The following is a 21,014-nucleotide window of genomic DNA, read 5'->3' on the forward strand; positions in this document are numbered from 1 at the left end:
CTCATTGGGATGTAAGCAAGGGCGGGCGGCGCAGCAGGCCGTGCACCGGACCAAAGACCACGGACAGCAGATACCCGCCGCCAGCCACCAGCACGATGGCCGGGCCGCTGGGCAGCGAGTAGTAAAACGACAGCAACAAGCCAAGCCATACCGACAGGCATCCCAGCACCGCCGATATTGCGATCAACACCGGCAGGCGCCGGCTCCAGAAACGTGAGGCGATGGCCGGCAGCATCATCAGGCCCACCACCATCAATGCGCCGATGGCCTGGAAGCCGATCACCAGGTTCAGCACCACCAGGGTCAGGAATAAGCCGTGGGCCAGTGGCCCCAGGCGGCTGACGGTTTGCAGGAACAGCGGATCCAGCGTGTCCAGCAGCAGCGGTTTGTAGATCAGTGCCATGGCGAGCAGGCTGAAGCTGGAGACCCAGAGCATGCCGGTGAGGGTGGTTTCGTCCACCGCCAGGGCGGAGCCGAACAGCAGGTGCAGCAGGTCCAGGCGTTTGCCGGCGATGCCGAGGATCAGCACGCCGGCGGCGAGGGAGATGGGGTAGATGGCGGCCAGGCTGGCGTCTTCGCGCAGGCCGGTGCGACGGGTGATCCACGCCGACAGGCCGGCCATGCTCAGGCCGGCGCCGAGACCGCCGATGGTCAGCGCGGGCAGGCTCAGCCCGGCGAACCAGAAGCCCAGTGCCGCGCCGGGCAGGATGCCGTGGGCGACGGCGTCACCGATCAGGCTCATACGCCGCAGGATCAGGAACACCCCCAGTGGCGCAGTGCTGCAGGCCAGTACCAGGCCGCCGATGAGGGCGCGACGCATGAACACAAAATCGAGAAACGGCATCCACAGGTGAGCGGCAAAATGCATCAGGCCACCTGCATCTGAGGTTGCGCGCGAATCAGCTCTTTGCTTGAGCCGAACACGCAGCCGTTGCTTTTGATCTGCAGCACCTTCTGGGTGTGATGACGCACCGAGGCCAGGTCGTGGCAAACGACCACCACCGTGCGACCTTCGGCATGCCAGGCGTGAATGTGATTCCAGCACAGCGCCTGGCCTTCTTCGTCGAGGGCGGCGTGGGGCTCGTCGAGCAGCAGCACGGGCGAGTCGGCCAGGCTCATGCGGGCAAGCAGGGCACGTTGCAATTGGCCGCCGGACAACGCCATCAACGGGCGCAGCTCCAGGCCGCTGAGGCACCAGTCTTCGAGCACCGCTTGCAGGCGTTCGCTGCGCTGCGCAGCAGAAAGCCGCGCGCCCCAGAAACCGGCGGCGACCAGTTCCTGCAAGTTGATCGGGAACTGGCGGTCGAGCTGTTGCTGCTGGGGCAGGAACGCCAGGCCGCCACGACGTGGCACTTCCACGACGACTTTCCCGGCCAGCGGTTTCTGCAAGCCGGCGATGACTTTGAGCAGGCTGCTCTTGCCGCAGCCATTGGGGCCTATGACGCCGGTGAGGCTGCCTTTTTCCAGGGTGAAATCGATGGCGGGTGTGAGCGGTTGGCCGGGGGCGCCCCAGCGCAGGGCAGTGCAGGTGATCATGCAGGGTTTCTCGTCCAGCGGCTTTCGGCCACGGCATCGTGCGCGTGCAGGCTTTCGGCGTGGATCACTTTGAGGTGGAAGGCTTTGACGGCGTCCGAGCGTTTCAAGGCGAGGTTCAGGCGGCGGGCGGCGTCTTCGCAGAACATCAGGTTCTGCCCATTGGCCAGGGCGAAGGCTTGTTCGTCTGCACGCTTTACGGCGGTTTGTACGGCGGTGCCAAGGGCGGCTTCGGCGCCGTTGATCAGGTCGACCAATGGCAGGTGCTCGCCTTGCAGTTCGACATGCAGTTGCGCACTGCTGCGTTGGCTGTGGGGCGTGGCAACGATGCCATTGGCGCTGCCGAGCCAGGTCATTACGGCTTCGTGCTGCAGCGGCTTGTCACCGAAGTCATCGAGAAATTGCCGTTGAATCAACTGCCTGGCGAGGGCAGCGGAGCAAGGGCAGGTTGAGGAGTAACTCACGTCAATTTTTAGTTCCACGTGGAACATCTGATTTTCCAGACGCGCTTCGATGCTCACCGGATAGCTTTTCCAGCCTGCCAGAGGGCTGACCAGGGCCGGGCGTTTGAGCAGCAAATCGGTGTGGATGCGCAGGTAGGCGTTCTTAGATAAATCTTCATGACTGTCGAGAAAGCGCTGCAGTACATTGCGCAGAAGTGCAGGCGTGAGGGTTTGCTGGTCGAGCAGCTCCAGCGCCAGGTACAGGCGTGACATGTGAATGCCACGGGTGGCGCCGTCATCCAGGCTCACGCCGGCGTCGGCGGTGGCAGGCAGACGTTGGCCGTCGAACAGGATGGGCAGGGCGATGCCGCACATGCCCACCCAGTCCAGTGGCATGGCCTGGCGTGAAGCCTGCGCGGCGATATCCGGCAGAGTCAGCGCATTCATGAGCAGGTCCGTCGTTGGAAATATTTAGACATGTTATAGTATAACGACAAGGTCGACGATTAATTTTCTGCTCCAGGTTTTGCTCAGTCATGTCGAGCAGGGACGCTCCTTTATTTGCGGTATAGGTCATGCACAGACGTCAGCTCCTCAACCTGCTCCTGGTCAGCCCGTTATTTACCCTGCCGTTCGCGGCCCACGCTACGCAGATTCGCAACGCCCGCTTGTGGCGCTCGGCAGACAAGCTGCGGCTGGTGTTCGATCTCAGCGGGCCGGTGCAATACAAGACCTTTTCCCTGACTGCCCCGGAGCGCGTGATCATCGACTTGAGCGGCGCCGGTCTGACGGGTGATTTCTCTCAGCTGATGCTGAAGAACAGTGGGATTACCTCGATTCGCTCGGGGCACTTCGGCACCAACGACACACGGATCGTGTTGGACCTGGCCTCACCGATGCAGCTCAACAGCTTCCTGTTACCGCCTCAGGACGGCCAGGGCCATCGCCTGGTGCTGGACCTCAGCGGCATTACCCATGCACCGCGGCAGATCGCCGCCGAACCCGCACCGTTGGTGGCGCCTGTGGATAAAACCCACCCCCGGCGCGACATCATTGTGGTGGTCGACCCCGGCCATGGCGGCAAGGACCCGGGCGCCGTGGGCTCCAAGGGCCAGCGCGAAAAAGACGTGGTGTTGTCGATTGCCCAACTGCTGGCCAAACGCTTGAAGCGCGAGAAGGGCTTTGACGTGAAGCTGGTGCGCAACGACGACTTTTTCGTGCCCCTGCGCAAGCGCGTGGAGATTGCGCACAAACACAATGCCGACATGTTTATCTCGGTGCATGCGGATGCGGCGCCGCGTATCACCGCGTCGGGCGCCTCGGTGTATGCGTTGTCCGAAGGCGGCGCCACGTCCGCCACCGCGCGGTTCATGGCGCAGCGGGAAAACGGTGCCGACCTGCTGGGCGCCACCAGCCTGCTGAACCTCAAGGACAAGGACCCGATGCTGGCCGGGGTGATTCTCGACATGTCGATGAACGCCACCATCGCGTCCAGCCTGCAACTGGGCCACTCGATCCTGGGCAGCCTGGAGGGTATTACCAGCCTGCATCAAAAGCGCGTGGAACAGGCCGGGTTTGCGGTGCTCAAGTCACCTGACGTGCCATCGATCCTGGTGGAAACCGGGTTCATCTCCAACGCACGGGACAGTGCGCGGCTGGTCACGGCGCGTCATCAACAGGCGGTGGCGGATGGGTTGTTCGAGGGCCTGAAAAGATATTTCCAGAAGAACCCGCCCATGAACAGCTACATGGCGTGGGCCCAGGAACAGAAGAACGGCCAGGTCTAGCAGCCGGTTATCCGGCTGCAGGTGAATTTAGCGCTGGCCCCACCTGAACTGGAAAACCGGTTGATCGTCGTCCAGCCCACGCGCCGCGTGTAGCCCACCCACGCCTCGCCATCGGAGGCCAGCCCGGTAAAGAACGTCAGTTGCCCGTAACGGCTGTTGGTCTGTGCCCAGTAACGTTTGCCGATCACCTCGAACCCGCGCAGATACGTGGTGCTGCCCACCGTGGCCACGCTGTAGGCATTGCCCAGCGGATCGACGCAGGCCAGCAGGGTGGCGCTGCGCGTGCAGTTGGCCAGCAGGTTCGGAACCTCGGCACAGGCCGGTCCTGCCGTTGCCAATAACAGGGCGCACACCAGGTATTTCATAAGGTTTCTCGGGAGTGAACAGTGGGCAAGCATTGCGCCCTTCGTCGCCGCAGACAAGGGGATTGGCTTATTTGTGTTGTTATACTATAACATTAAAAGCCAGCCCCACCCGTGAACCGCTGCCCATGACTGAACAAGAACTCCTGGCCCAATCGCCTGACGATTACATGAATGAAGCCCAGCAAAGCTTCTTCCGTGCGTTGTTGATGGCCCAACGCAAGGCGTTGCAAGTGCGCATCGAAGCCGAATTTTTGGTGCTGCGCGAGCAGGAAACCAACAGCGACCCCGCCGATGTGGGCAGTGCCGAAGAACAGCGCCAATGGCAACTGCGCCTGCTGGAGCGGGAAAAGAAGCTGCTGGACAAGATCGACGACGCCCTCGAGTTGCTGGCGCGTGGCGAATACGGCTGGTGCCGGGAAACCGGTGAACCGATCGGCCTGCAACGCTTGCTGCTGCGCCCCACCGCCACCCTGTGTATCGAAGCCAAAGAACGTGAAGAGCTGCGCGAACGCCATAAACGGGCTGTTTGACCGGCCAACCCTGATGAGGAAAACCTGATGCCCAATCGTCTCCCCGTGACCGTGTTGTCCGGCTTTCTCGGCGCCGGTAAAAGCACGCTGCTCAACCATGTCCTGCGCAACCGCGAAAACCTGCGGGTGGCGGTGATCGTCAACGACATGAGCGAAATCAACATCGACGGCAGCGAAGTGCAGCGCGACGTCACCCTCAACCGTTCCGAAGAAAAGCTGGTGGAGATGAGCAATGGCTGCATCTGCTGCACCTTGCGTGAAGACCTGCTCGAAGAAGTCACCAAGCTCGCCAAAGAGGGCCGGTTCGATTACCTGCTGATCGAGTCCACCGGCATTTCCGAACCGCTGCCGGTGGCTGAAACCTTCACTTTTCGCGATGAAAACGACCAAAGCCTGGCGGATATCGCGCGGCTGGACACCATGGTCACCGTGGTTGATGGCATGAACTTCCTGCTCGATTACCAGGCGGCTGAAAGCCTGGCCTCACGCGGCGAAACCCTGGGCGAAGACGACGAGCGCTCCATCACCGACCTGTTGATCGAACAGATCGAATTCGCCGACGTCATCCTGATCAGCAAGATCGACCTGATCAGCAGCCACGAACGCGAAGAGCTGATGGCCATCCTCGAACGTCTGAACGCCCAGGCCGAAATCATCCCGATGGTCATGGGCGACGTGCCGCTGAACAAGATCCTCAACACCGGCCGCTTTGACTTCGAACGCGCAGCCCAGGCCCCAGGCTGGCTGCAGGAGTTGCGCGGCGAGCATGTGCCGGAAACCGAAGAGTACGGCATCGCGTCCACCGCTTACCGCGCGCGTCGCCCGTTTCACCCGCAGCGCTTTTTCGACTTTATCGACCGTCCCTGGGTCAACGGCAAGCTGCTGCGCTCCAAGGGTTTTTTCTGGTTGGCCAGCAAGCATCAGGATGCGGGCAGTTGGTCCCAGGCCGGTGGCTTGATGCGTCACGGTTTTGCCGGACGCTGGTGGCGCTTCGTGCCGAAAAGCCAGTGGCCCGAGGACAAGGAAAGCGTCGCAGCGATCATGGGCAACTGGCAGCTGAGCACCGGCGACTGCCGTCAGGAGCTGGTGTTCATTGGGCAGAACATCGATTTCGCACTGATGCGTGCCGAGCTGGATGCCTGTTTGCTCACCGACGAAGAAATGGCCCTGGGCGTCGAAGGATGGCGCGTGTTGGCCGATCCATTTGGCCCCTGGTATGAAGAGGCCGCCTGATGCTTGCGCCGATCATCCAACTGCGTCCCGTAGTGCGCCAGACGCGCGGAGAAACCCCGCTGGCGCTGTCCGACATCCTCGAAGACGGCGTGAACCTGGCGCTGTGGCAGCGTCAGCTGCCGCTGCATATTGCTGAATTCGGCCAGTTGCTGGTGGCGCTCGATGAGCCGCTGGCCGACGCCATGGTCATCGAACTCAATGATGAAGACGCGATGCCGAATTTGCAGGGTTTGGCGTCCAGTTGCAGCGATCTTGAAGGATATGAGGGCTTCATCGCCGATGTGTCATGGCTGGTCAGCGCGTTTGCCTGCCTGCTCGGGGCCAAACGTATCGGCGTGCGCCTGCGGCTGCTGGACAAAGCCATGTGCCCGCGCTTTCACGTGGACCATGTGCCGGTGCGGCTGATCACCACCTACGCCGGTATCGGCAGCCAATGGGTGCGCGAGGGCGTGATGGACCGGCGCGCACTCGGCCAGCCGGAGGCCGAACCCAGCGAGCGCATCGAACAGGTCCAGTGCGGCGAAGTGGCCCTGCTCAAAGGCACCCAATGGCATGGCAACGACGCGCACGGTCTGATTCATCGCTCGCCCGCCCTCAAAGCCGGCGAGCGCCGATTGATCCTGACGCTGGATTGGCTGGCATAACCGCGTAGGATCAAGCGCTCTACACGGCCTGAACGATGCCCACGATGCTGCAGAACATTCCTACCCACGTGATCGCCGGCCCCCTGGGCGCCGGCAAGACCAGCCTGATCAAGCAGCTGCTCGCCCAGCGCCCGGCCAATGAGCGCTGGGCGGTGCTGATCAACGAGTTCGGGCAGATCGGCCTGGACGCTGCCTTGCTCACCCAGGACGACGACGGTATCGCCTTGGGCGAAGTGGCGGGCGGCTGCCTGTGTTGCGTCAATGGTGCGCCGTTTCAGGTAGGCCTTGGCCGCCTGTTGCGCAAGGCCAGGCCGGACCGGTTGTTTATCGAGCCCTCAGGCTTGGGCCACCCGGCGCAGTTGCTCAAACAACTGCGCGAGACGCCGTGGCAGGACGTGCTGGCGGTTCAGCCTTGTGTGCTGGTGCTGGATGCCCAGGCGCTGGCGTCGGGCAAACCCCTGCCGCCTGCGCAGCAGGAGGCATTGGCCAGCGCGGGTCTGTTGGTGTTGAACAAGGATGAGGGGCTGGAAACCGAACAGCGCCAGGCCATCGAGCGGCAATTACCCGATTGTGAAGTGTATTGGACGCGCCAGGCGCAACTGCCGATTGAGTATCTGCCCGGTTTGAACACGCAGGCCGAAGCGGCTGTGGATAACGTCGAAGTGCCCAAGGGGTTGGCGCAACTGCCGGCGATCTGGAGCGATCCCGCACTGCCCATCTGCTTGAGCCAGGGCCAGGAGGGCGGCTGGAGCATCGGTTGGCGCTGGCATCCGAGCCAGCGCTTTGACGTTGAGCGCCTGCAGCACTGGCTGTCAGGTTTGGATTGGCGCCGCGCCAAGCTGGTTATCCACAGCACCCAAGGCTGGGTCTCGGCCAACGCTGTGGATAACAGCGTGCTCGTCTTGCAGACCAGCGAATGGCGGCGGGACTCGCGTATCGAATTGATCTTCAGCGAACCACAGGCAGTCGCCGCGTTGCAGACTGCACTTGCCGCCTGCCGTTATTGACGGTTCTTGGCCGGATGATCCTGGCGCCATTGGCTCAGCTCGATCACCTCTGCACTGGGCAATGGCTCTTTGGCTTCGAACGGGTAGGGCGCCAGCTCGATTTGCGCGCTGTGAGCGCCGAACTGCGTGATGACACCGGCGTGGCGGGTTTCGCCGGTCACGGTGAATTCAAAATTGTAGATCCGCGCCAGGCGCCGTCGACCGTTGGCGTCCTTCACAAAACCGATGCGCTTGAGCGCCACCGCGCCATCGAGCAGTTCGATGTCGAGCCGGGCGCAATGCTGCTTGACCCGCGCCAGCGCACGCTCGCGCAAGCCGTGGTTGTGCCAGACCCAGGCGGCGCCGGTCGCCAGCAGCATCAACACGAAGATGTTTCCCAGGGTCAGCATGCGATGAACTCCAACAAAGTGAGAGCAGCTTAACTGTGTCGCCGGTCTGTCGTACAGGCTGCGTTTAGTCGCATACTGCGCGGCCGGAATTTCAACGGCTTTATGGACATTTCCTGCATGAAACGTACACCCCATCTGCTTGCGATCCAGTCTCATGTGGTCTTTGGCCACGCCGGAAACAGCGCCGCCGTATTCCCCATGCAGCGGGTCGGGGTGAATGTCTGGCCGCTCAACACGGTGCAGTTCTCCAACCACACCCAGTATGGTCAGTGGGCCGGCGAGGTGCTGGCGCCGCAGCAGATTCCTGCGCTGGTGGAAGGCATTGCGGCGATTGGCGAACTGGGCAACTGCGACGCCATTCTTTCTGGCTACCTGGGCAGCGCCGCTCAGGGCCGCGCGATCCTCACCGGCGTGGCGCGCATCAAGGCGATCAACCCCAAAGCCCTGTACCTGTGCGACCCGGTGATGGGCCATGCGGAGAAAGGCTGCGTCGTGCCTCAGGAGGTCAGTGATTTCTTGCTGGATGAAGCTGCCGCCATGGCCGATTTTCTCTGCCCCAACCAGCTCGAGCTGGACAGCTTTGCCGGGCGCAAGCCGCAGTCATTGTTCGATTGCCTGGCGATGGCCAAGGCCTTGCTGGCGCGGGGGCCAAAGGCGGTGTTGGTCAAGCACCTCGATTACCCGGGCAAGTTGCCGGACGGCTTCGAGATGCTGCTGGTGACCGCCGACGGCAGTTGGCACTTGCGTCGGCCGCTGCTGGCATTCCCGCGCCAACCGGTGGGCGTGGGCGACCTGACCTCGGGGCTGTTCCTGGCGCGGGTGCTGCTGGGCGACAGCTTGCTGGCGGCGTTCGAATTCACCGCTGCGGCGGTGCATGAGGTGCTGCTGGAAACCCAGGCCTGCGCCAGTTACGAGTTGGAGCTGGTGCGGGCCCAGGATCGAATCGCCCACCCGCGCGTGCGGTTTGAGGCCACGCCGATCGGTCTATAAGCACGCAGAAAAATGTGGGAGGGGGCAAGTCCCCTTCCATATTTTGATTCGGTGAGCCTGTCAGCCTTTGATTTCCTGATAGCGCTTTTCCAACTCCTGGCGAATCTGCCGGCGCTGCTGGGCCTGCACGAAGCGGCGCTTGTCTTCGCTGTTCTGCGGTTGCAGCGGCGGCACGGCGGCGGGTTTGCGCTGGTCGTCCACTGCCACCATGGTGAAGAAGCAACTGTTGGTGTGGCGCACCGAGCGTTCGCGGATGTTCTCGGTCACCACCTTGATGCCCACTTCCATCGAGGTATTGCCGGTGTAGTTGACTGACGCGAGGAAGGTCACCAGTTCGCCGACATGAATCGGTTCGCGAAAAATCACCTGGTCGACCGACAAGGTGACTACATAACGGCCGGCATAACGGCTGGCACAAGCGTAGGCCACTTCGTCGAGGTACTTGAGCAATGTGCCGCCGTGGACATTGCCTGAGAAGTTGGCCATGTCTGGGGTCATCAATACCGTCATCGACAGTTGGGCGTTTCCGGGTTCCATAGCACACTCACGGTTGTAGGCATTGGTTGGGGAGGCACCTCTGCGGGTGCTGGAATCATTTGCAGCGCTATCGGTAACGGGACGCCGACGGGCGGCTTGCCGTCACGCCCCGCAGCGATTGTTTCCATATATTGCACCGGCTTTTCACTGGAAGTCGCGGTGTTAACCTTCAAACGCCCATCTCAGGGCATTTCTTACGTTCAAGGTAGACTTTTCCTTCCGCTCTTGGCGACTGCTCAGCGGCGCGAGCGGAAGTGGGAAAAGCGCCAGTACCCTCAAGGAGCCCCTCGCCATGCACGCCATCAGCTTTATTCAGGACCTGGCCGTGATCATGCTGGTGGCAGGGGTGGTCACCATCTTGTTTCACCGACTCAAGCAGCCGGTGGTACTCGGTTACATCGTCGCCGGCTTCATCATCGGCCCGCACACCCCGCCGTTCGGTCTGATCCATGACGAAGACACCATCAAGACCCTCGCCGAGCTGGGGGTGATCTTCCTGATGTTCTGCCTGGGCCTGGAATTCAGCCTGCGCAAGTTGTTCAAGGTGGGCGCCACGGCGTTTATCGCGGCGTTCCTCGAAATCATCCTGATGATCTGGATCGGCTACGAGATCGGTCAGTGGTTCGACTGGAACACCATGGACTCGCTGTTCCTCGGGGCAATCCTGGCCATTTCCTCGACCACCATCATCGTCAAGGCGCTCAATGACCTGAAGATGAAGAACCAGCGCTTTGCCCAGCTGATTTTCGGCGTGTTGATCGTCGAGGACATCCTGGGTATCGGCATCATCGCCTTGCTGTCGAGCATCGCCGTCAGTGGCACGGTCAGCTCCGGCGAGGTGTTTTCCACGGTCGGCAAGCTCTCGCTGTTCATGATTGTGGCGCTGGTGATCGGCATTCTGCTGGTGCCGCGCTTGCTGGCCTATGTGGCGAGGTTCGAAAGTAACGAAATGCTGCTGATCACCGTGTTGGGCCTGTGTTTCGGCTTCTGCCTGCTGGTGGTCAAGCTGGAATACAGCATGGTGCTGGGGGCGTTCCTGATTGGCGCGATCATGGCCGAGTCCCGCCAGTTGATTAAGATCGAGCGCCTGATCGAGCCGGTTCGCGACATGTTCAGCGCTATCTTCTTCGTAGCGATCGGCTTGATGATCGACCCGCAGATCCTGCTCCAATACGCCTGGCCGATCGCGGTGATCACCGTGGCGGTGGTGCTGGGGAAGATGTTGTCCTGCGGCCTCGGGGCGTTTATTGCCGGCAATGACGGCCGCACCTCACTGCGCGTGGGCATGGGGCTGTCACAGATTGGTGAGTTTTCCTTCATCATCGCCGCGCTGGGGATGACGTTGCAGGTAACCAGCGACTTTCTTTACCCGGTGGCGGTGGCCGTCTCGGTGATCACCACCTTGCTCACGCCCTACCTGATTCGCAGTGCCGACCCGCTGTCACTGAAGATTGCCGCCGTAATGCCCACGCGCTTGAGCCGGGTGTTTGGCCTGTACGGCGAGTGGTTGCGCAGTATCCAGCCGCAAGGCGAGGGCGCGATGCTGGCGTCGATGATCCGCAAGATCATCCTGCAGGTGGGGGTGAACCTGGCGCTGGTGATTGCGATTTTCTTCACCGGCAGTTTTTTTGCGGCGCGCATCGGAGGTTATCTGGAAGGCTGGATCAGCGATCCAAGCTGGCAGAAGGCTCTGATCTGGGGTGGGGCGTTGCTGCTGTCGCTGCCGTTTCTGATTGCGGCGTACCGCAAGCTCAAGGCACTGTCGATGTTGCTGGCCGAGATGAGCGTGAAGCCGGAGATGGCCGGGCGGCATACCCAGCGTGTGCGACGGGTGATCGCGGAGCTGATTCCGATTCTGTCGCTGCTGGTGATTTTCGTGCTGCTGGCAGCTTTGTCAGCCAGCATTTTGCCGACCAACAAGTTGCTGGTGTTGATTGCCGTGGTGACGGCGGCGGTGGCGGCGGTGCTCTGGCGCTGGTTCATCCGCGTGCATACGCGGATGCAGGTGGCGTTGCTGGAGACGCTGGATAACCATAAGGATACGTCGGAGCACTGAGGATGCGCTGAGTATCCAATGTGGGAGGGGGCTTGCTCCCGATGTCGTGTGTCAGTCACTGAGGGTGTTGACTGATCCACCGCTATCGGGAGCAGGCCCCCTCCCACATTTGAATCGGCTTGGCTGTGCCCATGCAGTCGCGATCAGCTTTCCAGCCAGACGTCCCGCGCCCAGTGCCACACCGATTCCCAGGTTTCTTCCTGGACCAGTTCTTCTTCAGCGGACCACAGCACCACAGTGCCGTCTTCCTCGACGCAGTAATAGTCGTCGCCGTCCTGACAGATCGGGATCAGGCTGCGGTCCACGCCGGCATCCCAGGCGTTGGCCGCCACTTCCGGCAGGTAGGTGTGCGATTGGGGGTCGGTGACGGTCACCGGCTCCAGGCTGCCGTACACCACGTCGCTGACGGTGAGCAGGAATTCGCGGAAGACGAACGGGATGTCGATGAACAGTTGTTCCTCGATTTCCACCAGTTGGTCTTCGTCAGGCAGTTCCAGAGGAACCGGTACGGGCTCGTTGGCTTCACGCAATTGTTCGATGATTTCTTCCACGGCCGGGATCCTCTTGCTAGATGGCGCGGTTAATAGGGGCGTTTTATACAGTAGCTCGCTATAAGTGCAACCGTGAAATAGAAAACCCCGGACAAGTCCGGGGTTTTTTATTACCGCATGCTCAAGCGTGCGGGTATCAGCTGTTCTGGCGGATACCGGCGACCAGCCATGGCTGGTTCTCGCCCTGCGGACGTTCCATGTTCCAGCTTTCGCTGAACGCTTCGCCCTGGTCGAAGCGCGAGGTCTTCGACACACCGCTGAAGGTCAGGGTGGCGATGGTCTTGTCGGCGCGATCATCCACACCGTCCAGCTGGACGCGCAGGTCGTCGATGTAGGTCGACTGGAACGCGTCGCCAATCTCGGCACGTTCGCGCTTGAGGAACTCCAGCAGTTGCGGGGTCACGAACTCGGCGATCTTGTCCATTTCGTTGGCGTCCCAGTGCTGTTGCAGGGACTGGAAGTGGCTGCGGGCCGCTTCGACGAAACGCTCCTCGTTGAACCAGGCCGGTGCATTGATCACCGGACGAGCGGGAGCCTGTGCTGCCGAACCACCGAAGATCGAACCCATTGCCGCAGGCTTCTGCTCGAAGACTTCACGCTGCATCGGCGCGCCGGCCGGGGCCATATGCTCCTGCTGCTTGCGGCGACGGGCGGCGATGAAGCGGAAGATCACAAAGGCGATGACCGCCAGGATCAGGATGTCGAAAATCTGCATGCCCTGGAAGCCGCCGCCCATGAACATGGAGGCCAGCAGGCCACCGGCTGCGATGCCGGCCAGAGGGCCGAGCCAGCGCGACGCACCGCCGGCTTTGGCAGCAGCGCCAGCAGCACCGGCTGCACCTGCGGTAGCTGCAGCACCGCCGGCACCCGCGGAAGGAGCCATTTGGCTGGTTTGGTGAGTCGGTGCCGAGCCCATGCTTTTGCCGCCACCGAAGCGTTTGGCGTTGGCGTCGATGCTCATCGTCAAACCGATGCACAACGCCATGGCGATGCTAAGAAAACGTTTCATAAAGGGAATTCCCATTTGTGGATTGCACGCGCGCCATGTTGCACAGGTGTTGTGGCAGTGGCTAGCGGCAGAGTGTTTCGGGCTTTTGCGTAGGACCTATTCCGAAGGGTCTGTAGGACTAATTACAGATATTGGCCCGCGCTCGTTAAAAACAAGGGCGGACCAACAGCCTTCATGTAGGCAAATGTGTCAGACCGCCTCGAGCTTGGCATAACCCATCATCAGCCACTTGCTGCCTTCGGCGAAGTTCACCTGCACCCGAGCCTGGGCGCCGGCGCCTTCGAAGTTGAGGATCACCCCTTCGCCGAAAATCGAATGCCGCACCTGCTGGCCCAGACTGAACTGGGTTTCGGGAATCTCGGACCCTGCAAACAGGGTGCTGCTGTTCTGTTGCTGGCCACCGCCGAACGGGCGGCTGACGCTGTTGGACAGGCGCACTTCCTGAATCAGCCCCTTCGGCACTTCACGTACGAAGCGCGACACCTTGTTGTAGGTCTCGCTGCCATACAGGCGCCGGGTCTCGGCGTAGGTCATCACCAGGTTCTGCATCGCCCGGGTGATGCCCACATAGGCCAGACGGCGCTCCTCCTCAAGGCGGCCCGGCTCTTCCAGGCTCATCTTGTGCGGGAACAGACCCTCTTCCATGCCCACCAGGAACACATACGGAAACTCCAGACCCTTGGCGCTGTGCAAGGTCATCAGCTGGACGCTGTCTTCATGCTCGTCGGCCTGCGTGTCGCCGGCCTCCAATGAGGCATGACCGAGGAACGCGGCGAGCGGTGTAAGGTCTTCTTCGGTCTCGGCATTTTCGAACGCCCGCGCGGCGCTGACCAGTTCCTCAAGGTTTTCTACCCGGGCCTGGCCTTTCTCGCCTTTTTCCGCTTCGTGATAGGCGATCAGCCCGGACTGTTCGATCACGGTCTGGGTCATCAGGTGCAGGGGCATTTCCATGCACTTGGCGGCGAGGGTCTCGATCAGCTCGACAAACCCGCCCAATGCCCCGGCCGCACGGCCGGTCAGGCCTTTATTGGCGATCAGCAAGCGCATGGCTTCCCACATCGATACATCGGCGTGGCGCGCATGGTCGCGGATCGCTTCAACGGTTTTTTCACCGATGCCACGCGTCGGGATATTGATCACCCGCTCCAGCGCCGCATCGTTGCCACGGCCTTCCAGCAGACGCAGGTAGGCCATGGCGTTCTTGATTTCCGCGCGCTCGAAGAAGCGCTGGCCGCCATAGATGCGGTACGGGATACGTTCGCGCAGCAAGGCTTCTTCCAGCACCCGCGACTGGGCGTTGGAGCGATAGAGAATGGCGATGTCGCTGCGCGCCAGGCCGGTTTTCAGCGCGCTTTCGATGGTTTCCACCACGTAGCGCGCTTCATCGTGCTCGTTGAACGCGGCGTACAGGTTGATCGCTTCGCCTTCGCCGCCGTCTGTCCACAGCTCTTTGCCCAGGCGCCCGGTGTTGTTGGCGATCAATGCATTGGCGGCTTTGAGGATACCGGCGGTGGAGCGGTAGTTCTGCTCCAGGCGGATGGTGGCCGCGTCCGGGAAGTCATCGGAATACTGGTAGATGTTCTCGATTTTCGCGCCGCGCCAGCCATAGATCGACTGATCGTCGTCGCCCACTACCATCAGGCTGTCACCGCCCTTGGCCAGCAGGCGCAACCAGGCGTACTGCACGGCGTTGGTGTCCTGGAACTCATCCACCAGAATGTGGCGAAAGCGTTTCTGGTAATGCGCCAGCAGGCCCGGGTTGTCGCGCCACAGGTCGAGGGCGCGCAACAGCAATTCGGAGAAGTCGATCACGCCGGCACGCAGGCAGGCGGCCTCGTAGGCTTCATAAACGCTGCGCATGGTGGCCAGGAACAGATCGCCGCTGGCTTGAATATGCTGCGGGCGCAGGCCTTCGTCTTTCTGGCCGTTGATAAACCACTGCGCCTGGCGCGCGGGCCAGCGCTGTTCGTCCAGGCCCAGCTCGCGCATCACCCGCTTGACCAGGCGTTGCTGGTCGTCGCTGTCGAGGATCTGGAAGGTCTGGCTCAGGCCCGCTTCCTGCCAGTGCGCGCGCAACAGGCGGTGCGCCAAACCGTGGAAGGTGCCCACCCACATGCCGGCCGGGCTGATGCCCATCAACTGCTCGATGCGGTGGCGCATCTCGGCAGCCGCCTTGTTGGTGAAAGTCACCGACAGGATAGAGTGCGGCGACGCGTTCTCGACCTGGATCAACCAGGCGATACGGTGCACCAGCACTCGGGTTTTACCGGAGCCAGCACCGGCCAGGACCAACTGACGGCCAACGGGGGCGGCTACGGCCTGGCGTTGGGCATCGTTGAGGGAGTTCAGCAGAAGGGAGAGATCATCGCGCATCGACGCATTCTAGGGTGCCGGGGGGAGTCGGGCAAATCCCAATGCCGCTCGGTCGACGGAAAACCTGCGGCGCGCTGTGGTCCGGTAAACATTCTTTCGCATGGGATGACCGGTAAGTCATGGCCACAGCCCGCGCTGCGTCTCGCTGAAGGCCTCTGGACCCAGCTTTGCGTGCCTTTGACAGGTGATTTTTATCGCACAGGGCGGTTTGGCCCGGGCACTTGCTTGTGTATGCTCCGCGAACGTTCGGGCTCACCATTATAAGAACATCGCCTATGACCCTCAGCACTGACCTGTCTGGCCTCACGGCCGCGCCCGCGCAGGTTATCCGCAAGCACTACGCCACCGAGATGGCGGTCGAGCGCACACGCCTGCTTTATCAGGGCTCGCTGCTACCGACCCTATTGATGTTGGTGAACGGTCTGGTCTGTGCCTGGCTGCTGTGGAACCCCCGGCAATACCTGCTCGACAGTCTGTGGATGGTCTGGTTGCTTGCCCTGGTGGCGATGCGCGTGATTCAGGTGGCGGCGTTTGATTCGGCGATGCCCAGTCGGCAGGCGCAACCGGTATGGCGGCGCATGTTCATGCTCGGCTCGGCGGTCAGCGGCCTGACCCTGGCCATCGCCGCCATCGCCCTGGTGCCCAAAGACAGCTTCATGCAGCAGGCCTGGGTGTTCGGCCTGCTCGGGGCGGCCACCTTGTCGGCCAGTGTGGCCTACGCCGTGAGTCTGTCGGCATTCCTGTCGTTTGCCTTGCCGTGCCTGGTACCGGCCATTGCCTATCTGTTCTGGGACGGCGCAGCGCAGCAACGTGGCTGGGCCGTGCTCGGGCTAATTCTGCTGGCATCGCTCAGCCTGGTCGCCTGGCAGGTCAACCGCCTGATCCAGCGCGGGCTGGTGCGGCGCTTCCAGAACCAGGCCTTGATCGAACACCTGCAACAGGCCCAGCAGCGCAGCGAGCAGCTCAATCAGGACCTGGTGCGCGAAGTCGAGCAGCGGCGCAAGGTCGAACAGGACCTGCGCGAGGCGCAAATCGGCCTGCAGGACCGTGTGGCGCAACGCAGCCAGGAACTGGATGCCGCCAGCCTCGCCCTGAATAAGAGCGAAGAGCGCCTGGCCATGGCCCTGCAAGCCAGCGAACTGGGCCTGTGGGACTGGAACCTGCAGACCGACGAAGTCCACCACTCCCACCTCAAGGAATTGTTCGGCCTGGAACCCGAGTACATCACGGCCATGCTCAGCCATCTCAAGCCGCGCCTGCACCCCGAGGATGTGCCGCTGCTCAAGCGTGCGCTGGTGGATCACCTCAAGGGCCGCAGCGAGGACTATCAGGTGCAATACCGCGTGCGCCACGGCGATGGCCACTGGGTGTGGATCGAAGACCGTGGCCGCGCGGTGGAACATTCACCCAGCGGGCGCGTGATCCGCATGCTCGGCACGCGCCGTGATATCAGCGCCGACAAGGTCTTGGAGGAGCAGCAGCGGCTGGCCTCGACGGTGTTCGAGGCGGCCAGCGAAGGCATCGTGATTCTTGACCCGAATTACGCGCTGATCGCTGTCAACCAGGCCTTCAGCCGGGTCACCGGCTTCGATATCGACGACATGCTCGGCCGCAACGTCGTGGAGCTGCCCTGCAGCCGCGACGCTCGACGCCACTTCCCGCTGATCCATCAGGCGCTGCTCAGCCATGGCACCTGGCAAGGTGAACTGGTGGAAACGCGCAAGAACGGCGAGTTGTACCCGCAATGGCTGCAACTGAACGTGGTGCGCGATATTCGCGGCAAGGTCAGCCATATCGTGGGCTTCTTCGCCGATCTTTCCGCCAGGCGTGAATCGGAGGAGCGCATGCGCTACCTCACTCACTACGACGAATTGACCGGGCTGGCCAACCGCTCGCTGTTTCGCGAGCGCCTGCGCGAGGCTCATCAGCGGGTGCGTCAGGGCGGCCGCAGCCTGGCGTTGCTGCATATCAACCTGGACCGCTTCAAATTGCTCAACGATAGCCTGGGCCATGAAGTGGCCGACCAGTTGTTGCAAAAGATGGCGAGGCGCCTGATCAATGCCTTGCCCGAGGCCGATACCATCGCGCGCCTGTCCGGTGACGAATTCGCCGTGCTGTTTGACGCCTACGGCAACCTCTCCAGCCTGGCCCGGGTGGCCACGCGATTGTTGGCCAAGCTGCGCGTGCCGGTGACCGTTGAGGGGCATGAATTGGTGGTCAGCGCCTCTATGGGGGTCAGCCTGTTGCCGGATAACGCGCGGGAAATTTCCGAGCTGGTCAGCCAATCGAACATGGCCATGCAACACGCCAAGCACCTGGGCGGCAATAACTTCCAGTTCTACACCGACAGCCTGCAAGCCAGCACCCTGGAGCGTCTGCAGCTGGAAAACCACCTGCGCAAGGCCATCGAAGAGCGTCAGCTCACGGTGTTCTACCAACCCAAGCTGTGCCTGGCCAGCGGCACGCTCAATGCGGCCGAAGCGCTGGTGCGCTGGGAGCATCCGCAGTGGGGCATGGTGCCGCCGGGGGATTTTATCGGCCTGGCCGAAGAGACCGGCCTGATTGTGCCGCTGGGCGAGTTCGTGCTGCGCCAGGCCTGCTGGCAAGCCTGTGAGTGGCAGCGCCAGGGGCTGGCGCCGATCCGGGTGTCGGTGAACCTGTCGGTGCATCAGTTGCGCCAGGGCAAGCTGGTCAGTCTGGTGCGCCAGGTACTCGAAGAAACCGGCCTGGACCCGCAATACCTGGAGCTGGAGCTGACGGAAAGCCAGTTGCTCGACAGCGTCGAGCACATCATCGCCACCTTCCAGCAACTGCGCGACCTGGGGGTGAAGCTGGCCATCGACGATTTTGGCACCGGCTATTCGTCCCTGAGCTACCTCAAACGCATCCCCGTGGACTACGTGAAGATCGACCAGACCTTTATTCGTGGGCTGGGGCAGGGGCGCGAAGACGCGGCCATCACCCGCGCAATCATCGCCATGGCCCACGGCCTGGCGCTCAAGGTGGTGGCCGAGGGCGTGGAAGATCAGCAGCAACTGGATTTCCTGCGCGCGCAACAGTGCGACGAGGTGCAGGGCTACCTGATCAGCCGGCCGATCCCGGCTGAACAGTTCGCGCAATTGTTACGCGAGAATGCAGATTTTCCTTAACGACGTCGGGTCCGCCCCTGGTGCTACATGATGTGTGGCCTCAGATTCACAGGGGAAGGGGGCGATTTAGTGAAGGATCAAACGGGCAAAACGACAATTCCTGTAGTATAACTACAAGCTTGCTACATCCCTGGCGCCTGCCAATAACAAGAGTCCTGCCCTGTGAATCTGCTGCAACATATCGCCCAGTCGCGCCACCTGTTACGCAAATCGGAACTCAAGGTTGCCGATCACGTGCTGCTTGACCCCGCGGCCGTGATGCACAGTTCCATGGCCGACCTGGCCCACAGCGTGGGCATCAGCGAGCCGACCATCGTGCGCTTCTGCCGCGCCATCGGTTGCTCGGGGTTCCAGGACCTGAAACTCAAGCTGGCCCAGAGCCTGGCTGCCGGTGCGAGTTTTGGTCAGTTTGCGATCCACGAAGACGATTCGGTCGCCGACTACAGCCTTAAGATTTTTGACACCACTCTGCATACCCTGATGGAAGTGCGCGAGAAGCTCGACCCGGTGGAGCTGCAAAAGGCCGTGACCGCCATGTCCCAGGCCCAGCGCGTGGAGTTCTACGGTTTTGGCGCCTCGGGTGCGGTGGCGGCCGACGCCCAGCACAAGTTCTTCCGCTTGCTGCTCACCGCAGCTGCCTACAGCGACCCGCACATGCAGGCGATGTCGGCGGTGACCTTGAAGCCTACCGACGTGGCCATCTGCATTTCCCAGTCCGGCCGCTCCAAAGACCTGCTGATCACCGCCAACCTGGTGCGCGAAAGCGGCGCCTCGCTGATCACCCTGTGCCCGAGCCAGACGCCATTGGCGGAACTGTCCACGGTCAACCTGGCGATCGATGTGCACGAAGACACCGAAATCTACACGCCGCTGACCTCGCGTATCGCCCACCTGGTGGTGATCGACGTACTGGCCATGGGCGTTGCCATGGCGCGCGGACCGAGCCTGGTCAACCACCTCAAGAGCGTGAAGCGCAGCTTGCGCAGCCTGCGGTTATCGCCCAAGTCGGTCAAAGCCCTGGACGACTGACCTCAGTTCAAACCCATTCCAAATGTGGGAGGGGGCTTGCCCCCGATGGCGGTGTATCAGTCAAAACATTCAGTGACTGACACACTGCCATCGGGGGCAAGTCCCCTCCCATATTTTGATCTCCAGTGTTTTTAGAATCTTCACCGAGCTGTCACAGTCGTGTCATCCCCCAGGACCATCCTGAGCTCCCGTACTCGCATTGGGAGACTCGAAATGGCCCGGCACTACGAAGAAAGCAGCAGCTCCGTCAAAACCCGTCGTCAGCAGGAAGACCAGCGCCGCATGGCGTTCCGTCGCGCGATCGAAGACCGTTGTGACCAGCGTCAACTGCTGCAGAGCATCAGTGACTACCCGGAACTGCATTGGCAGGCACCCGCGGCCGCCCAGCGAAACGCTCAGCCAGCGCGCTGATCTGCAACCGCTCGCTGCGGATAAAGCCCAGGAAGGCATGGGCTACCGGTGACAGGCGCTTGGCCTTGGCCTGCACCAGGCACCAACTGCGGTACAGCGGCAGTTCCTCCACCGGCAGCTCCCTGAGCCCGCCGGTGGCCAGTTCCATGTTGACCGCATGGCGCGTCAGCAGCGCCACGCCGAGCCCGGCGCACACGCATTCGCGTTGCGCCTCGGCCGAAGCCACTTCCACCGTCTGGGTGAAGTGCACGCGTTTTTCCTTGAAGTATTCCTCACAGGCCATCCGGGTGCCGGAGCCCGGTTCGCGCAGTAGCAGCGTGTAAGGTTCCAGGTCCTGCAGGCGCAGCGGGCCCTTGAGGCTCAACGGATGATCCGGTGGCGCCACCGCCACAATCGGGTTGTTGAGGAAGGGCAGGAATTCCAGGCCCATGTCCTGAGGCACCATGGACATGATCACCAGGTCGTCGCGGTTGTCCGACAGCCTGCGAATGACCTGCGCGCGGTTGACCACCGTGAGGTGCAGTTGCACTTCCGGATGCTGGCGCTTGAAGGCGGCAAACAGGTGCGGCACGAAATACTTGGCGCTGGACTCCACCGCCAGTTTCAGTTGGCCCTGCAGCGACCCCTGCATGTCCGACAGCTGCATGTCGAGGTTTTCCAGGCGCCCGAAAATATCGCGGCTGGCCCGCTGCAGCGCTTCGGCGGCCTCGGTCATGTAGAGCTTTTTGCCGACATAATCGAACAGCGGCTGACCGATCAGCTCCTCAATCTGACGAATTTGCAGGCTGACGGCCGGTTGTGTGAGGGACATTTCCTCGGCTGCGCGGCTGTAGGACCGCAGATCACACACCTCATTGAAGATTTGCAGCTGACGCAATGTCAGGCGCATCAATGACTTACGCATTTTTAAAGCACCCCGGCCAACCCTGATGCAGTGACTATAAGTCTTTGCTTATACACAGCCCAATAATTATTGAT

At 61.9% G+C, this 21,014-nt stretch carries 20 protein-coding genes; 10 read left to right on the forward strand and 10 right to left on the reverse strand.

The genetic code is table 11. From position 1 onward, the window contains the following. Window position 1: 1 nt before the first annotated feature. Genes ACXX81_RS22685 through folE2 form a run of 3 tightly spaced genes read right to left on the reverse strand, consistent with a single transcriptional unit; the run spans window position 2 to window position 2,423 of the window. On the reverse strand, window positions 2-868 hold the full coding sequence (locus ACXX81_RS22685; RefSeq protein ID WP_003231793.1) for a metal ABC transporter permease: 867 nt from the start codon (window positions 866-868) through the stop codon (window positions 2-4). Next, a complete protein-coding gene (locus tag ACXX81_RS22690) occupies window positions 868-1,536 on the reverse strand; it encodes a metal ABC transporter ATP-binding protein (protein ID WP_322212215.1) in 669 nt (222 codons plus the stop codon). The genes ACXX81_RS22685 and ACXX81_RS22690 overlap by 1 nt, the downstream gene beginning before the upstream one ends. Beyond that, entirely contained in the window at window positions 1,533-2,423 is an 891-nt protein-coding gene (folE2, locus tag ACXX81_RS22695) for a GTP cyclohydrolase FolE2 (RefSeq protein WP_458572439.1), read from the reverse strand. The genes ACXX81_RS22690 and folE2 overlap by 4 nt, the downstream gene beginning before the upstream one ends. Before the next feature lie 128 nt (window positions 2,424-2,551). On the opposite strand from folE2, the gene ACXX81_RS22700 reads away from it, so the two are divergent. Then, complete coding sequence (locus ACXX81_RS22700) at window positions 2,552-3,763, forward strand: N-acetylmuramoyl-L-alanine amidase (RefSeq protein ID WP_458572440.1); 1,212 nt, start codon at window positions 2,552-2,554, stop codon at window positions 3,761-3,763. Here ACXX81_RS22700 and ACXX81_RS22705 read toward each other — a convergent pair. Next, window positions 3,760-4,128 (reverse strand): glutamine synthetase, encoded by a 369-nt coding sequence (locus ACXX81_RS22705; RefSeq protein ID WP_209986605.1) that lies wholly within the window; start codon window positions 4,126-4,128, stop codon window positions 3,760-3,762. The genes ACXX81_RS22700 and ACXX81_RS22705 overlap by 4 nt on opposite strands. A gap of 125 nt (window positions 4,129-4,253) precedes the next feature. Here ACXX81_RS22705 and dksA point away from each other — a divergent pair, with 125 nt between their 5' ends. The 4 genes from dksA to ACXX81_RS22725 are packed head-to-tail and all read left to right on the forward strand — an operon-like array spanning window position 4,254 to window position 7,542. Next, window positions 4,254-4,658, forward strand: a complete 405-nt coding sequence (dksA, locus tag ACXX81_RS22710) for an RNA polymerase-binding protein DksA (protein WP_057006282.1) — start codon at window positions 4,254-4,256, stop codon at window positions 4,656-4,658. Window positions 4,659-4,685: 27 nt separating this feature from the next. Then, window positions 4,686-5,891 (forward strand): zinc metallochaperone GTPase ZigA, encoded by a 1,206-nt coding sequence (gene zigA, locus ACXX81_RS22715; protein WP_209986600.1) that lies wholly within the window; start codon window positions 4,686-4,688, stop codon window positions 5,889-5,891. After that, a complete protein-coding gene (locus ACXX81_RS22720; RefSeq protein ID WP_458572441.1) occupies window positions 5,891-6,535 on the forward strand; it encodes a DUF1826 domain-containing protein in 645 nt (214 codons plus the stop codon). Before zigA ends, ACXX81_RS22720 begins: the two co-directional genes overlap by 1 nt. Before the next feature lie 44 nt (window positions 6,536-6,579). Beyond that, a complete protein-coding gene (locus tag ACXX81_RS22725) occupies window positions 6,580-7,542 on the forward strand; it encodes a CobW family GTP-binding protein (protein WP_458572606.1) in 963 nt (320 codons plus the stop codon). Here the strand turns inward: ACXX81_RS22725 and ACXX81_RS22730 are convergent. Next, window positions 7,536-7,931: a DUF3301 domain-containing protein gene (locus tag ACXX81_RS22730; RefSeq protein ID WP_209986594.1), complete on the reverse strand. Its 396-nt coding sequence runs from the start codon at window positions 7,929-7,931 to the stop codon at window positions 7,536-7,538. The two genes, ACXX81_RS22725 and ACXX81_RS22730, sit on opposite strands and share 7 nt — an antisense overlap. 117 nt (window positions 7,932-8,048) lie before the next feature. Here ACXX81_RS22730 and pdxY point away from each other — a divergent pair, with 117 nt between their 5' ends. Next, window positions 8,049-8,921: a pyridoxal kinase PdxY gene (pdxY, locus tag ACXX81_RS22735; protein ID WP_209986591.1), complete on the forward strand. Its 873-nt coding sequence runs from the start codon at window positions 8,049-8,051 to the stop codon at window positions 8,919-8,921. Window positions 8,922-8,981: 60 nt separating this feature from the next. Here pdxY and ACXX81_RS22740 read toward each other — a convergent pair whose 3' ends face one another. Beyond that, a complete protein-coding gene (locus ACXX81_RS22740; RefSeq protein ID WP_028618540.1) occupies window positions 8,982-9,458 on the reverse strand; it encodes an acyl-CoA thioesterase in 477 nt (158 codons plus the stop codon). Between the two features lie 292 nt (window positions 9,459-9,750). Between ACXX81_RS22740 and ACXX81_RS22745 the strand changes: the two genes are divergently transcribed. Beyond that, window positions 9,751-11,514, forward strand: coding sequence for a cation:proton antiporter (locus ACXX81_RS22745; RefSeq protein WP_209986588.1), 1,764 nt, complete (start codon window positions 9,751-9,753; stop codon window positions 11,512-11,514). A 143-nt stretch (window positions 11,515-11,657) separates the two neighbouring features. Here ACXX81_RS22745 and ACXX81_RS22750 read toward each other — a convergent pair whose 3' ends face one another. From ACXX81_RS22750 to uvrD, 3 genes are all read right to left on the reverse strand, one after another. Continuing rightward, the gene (locus ACXX81_RS22750; RefSeq protein WP_209986585.1) at window positions 11,658-12,065 is read right to left on the reverse strand and encodes an SMI1/KNR4 family protein; all 408 of its coding nucleotides are present in this window, start codon (window positions 12,063-12,065) and stop codon (window positions 11,658-11,660) included. 136 nt (window positions 12,066-12,201) lie between these two features. Further along, complete coding sequence (locus ACXX81_RS22755; RefSeq protein ID WP_209986582.1) at window positions 12,202-13,074, reverse strand: Tim44 domain-containing protein; 873 nt, start codon at window positions 13,072-13,074, stop codon at window positions 12,202-12,204. 189 nt (window positions 13,075-13,263) lie between these two features. Beyond that, window positions 13,264-15,447, reverse strand: a complete 2,184-nt coding sequence (uvrD, locus tag ACXX81_RS22760; RefSeq protein ID WP_209986578.1) for a DNA helicase II — start codon at window positions 15,445-15,447, stop codon at window positions 13,264-13,266. Window positions 15,448-15,722: 275 nt separating this feature from the next. Here uvrD and ACXX81_RS22765 point away from each other — a divergent pair, with 275 nt between their 5' ends. The 3 genes from ACXX81_RS22765 (at window position 15,723) to ACXX81_RS22775 (ending at window position 20,036) form a co-directional block, all read left to right on the forward strand. Continuing rightward, complete coding sequence (locus ACXX81_RS22765) at window positions 15,723-18,596, forward strand: putative bifunctional diguanylate cyclase/phosphodiesterase (protein WP_209986575.1); 2,874 nt, start codon at window positions 15,723-15,725, stop codon at window positions 18,594-18,596. Between the two features lie 162 nt (window positions 18,597-18,758). Further along, window positions 18,759-19,625, forward strand: coding sequence for a transcriptional regulator HexR (gene hexR, locus ACXX81_RS22770; RefSeq protein WP_003177007.1), 867 nt, complete (start codon window positions 18,759-18,761; stop codon window positions 19,623-19,625). Between the two features lie 213 nt (window positions 19,626-19,838). After that, window positions 19,839-20,036, forward strand: coding sequence for a PA3496 family putative envelope integrity protein (locus tag ACXX81_RS22775; protein WP_082638316.1), 198 nt, complete (start codon window positions 19,839-19,841; stop codon window positions 20,034-20,036). Here ACXX81_RS22775 and ACXX81_RS22780 read toward each other — a convergent pair. Next, the gene (locus tag ACXX81_RS22780; protein ID WP_209986569.1) at window positions 19,966-20,940 is read right to left on the reverse strand and encodes a LysR family transcriptional regulator; all 975 of its coding nucleotides are present in this window, start codon (window positions 20,938-20,940) and stop codon (window positions 19,966-19,968) included. The two genes, ACXX81_RS22775 and ACXX81_RS22780, sit on opposite strands and share 71 nt — an antisense overlap. Window positions 20,941-21,014 lie beyond the last annotated feature (74 nt).

The organism is Pseudomonas sp. GNP013, assembly GCF_054343995.1.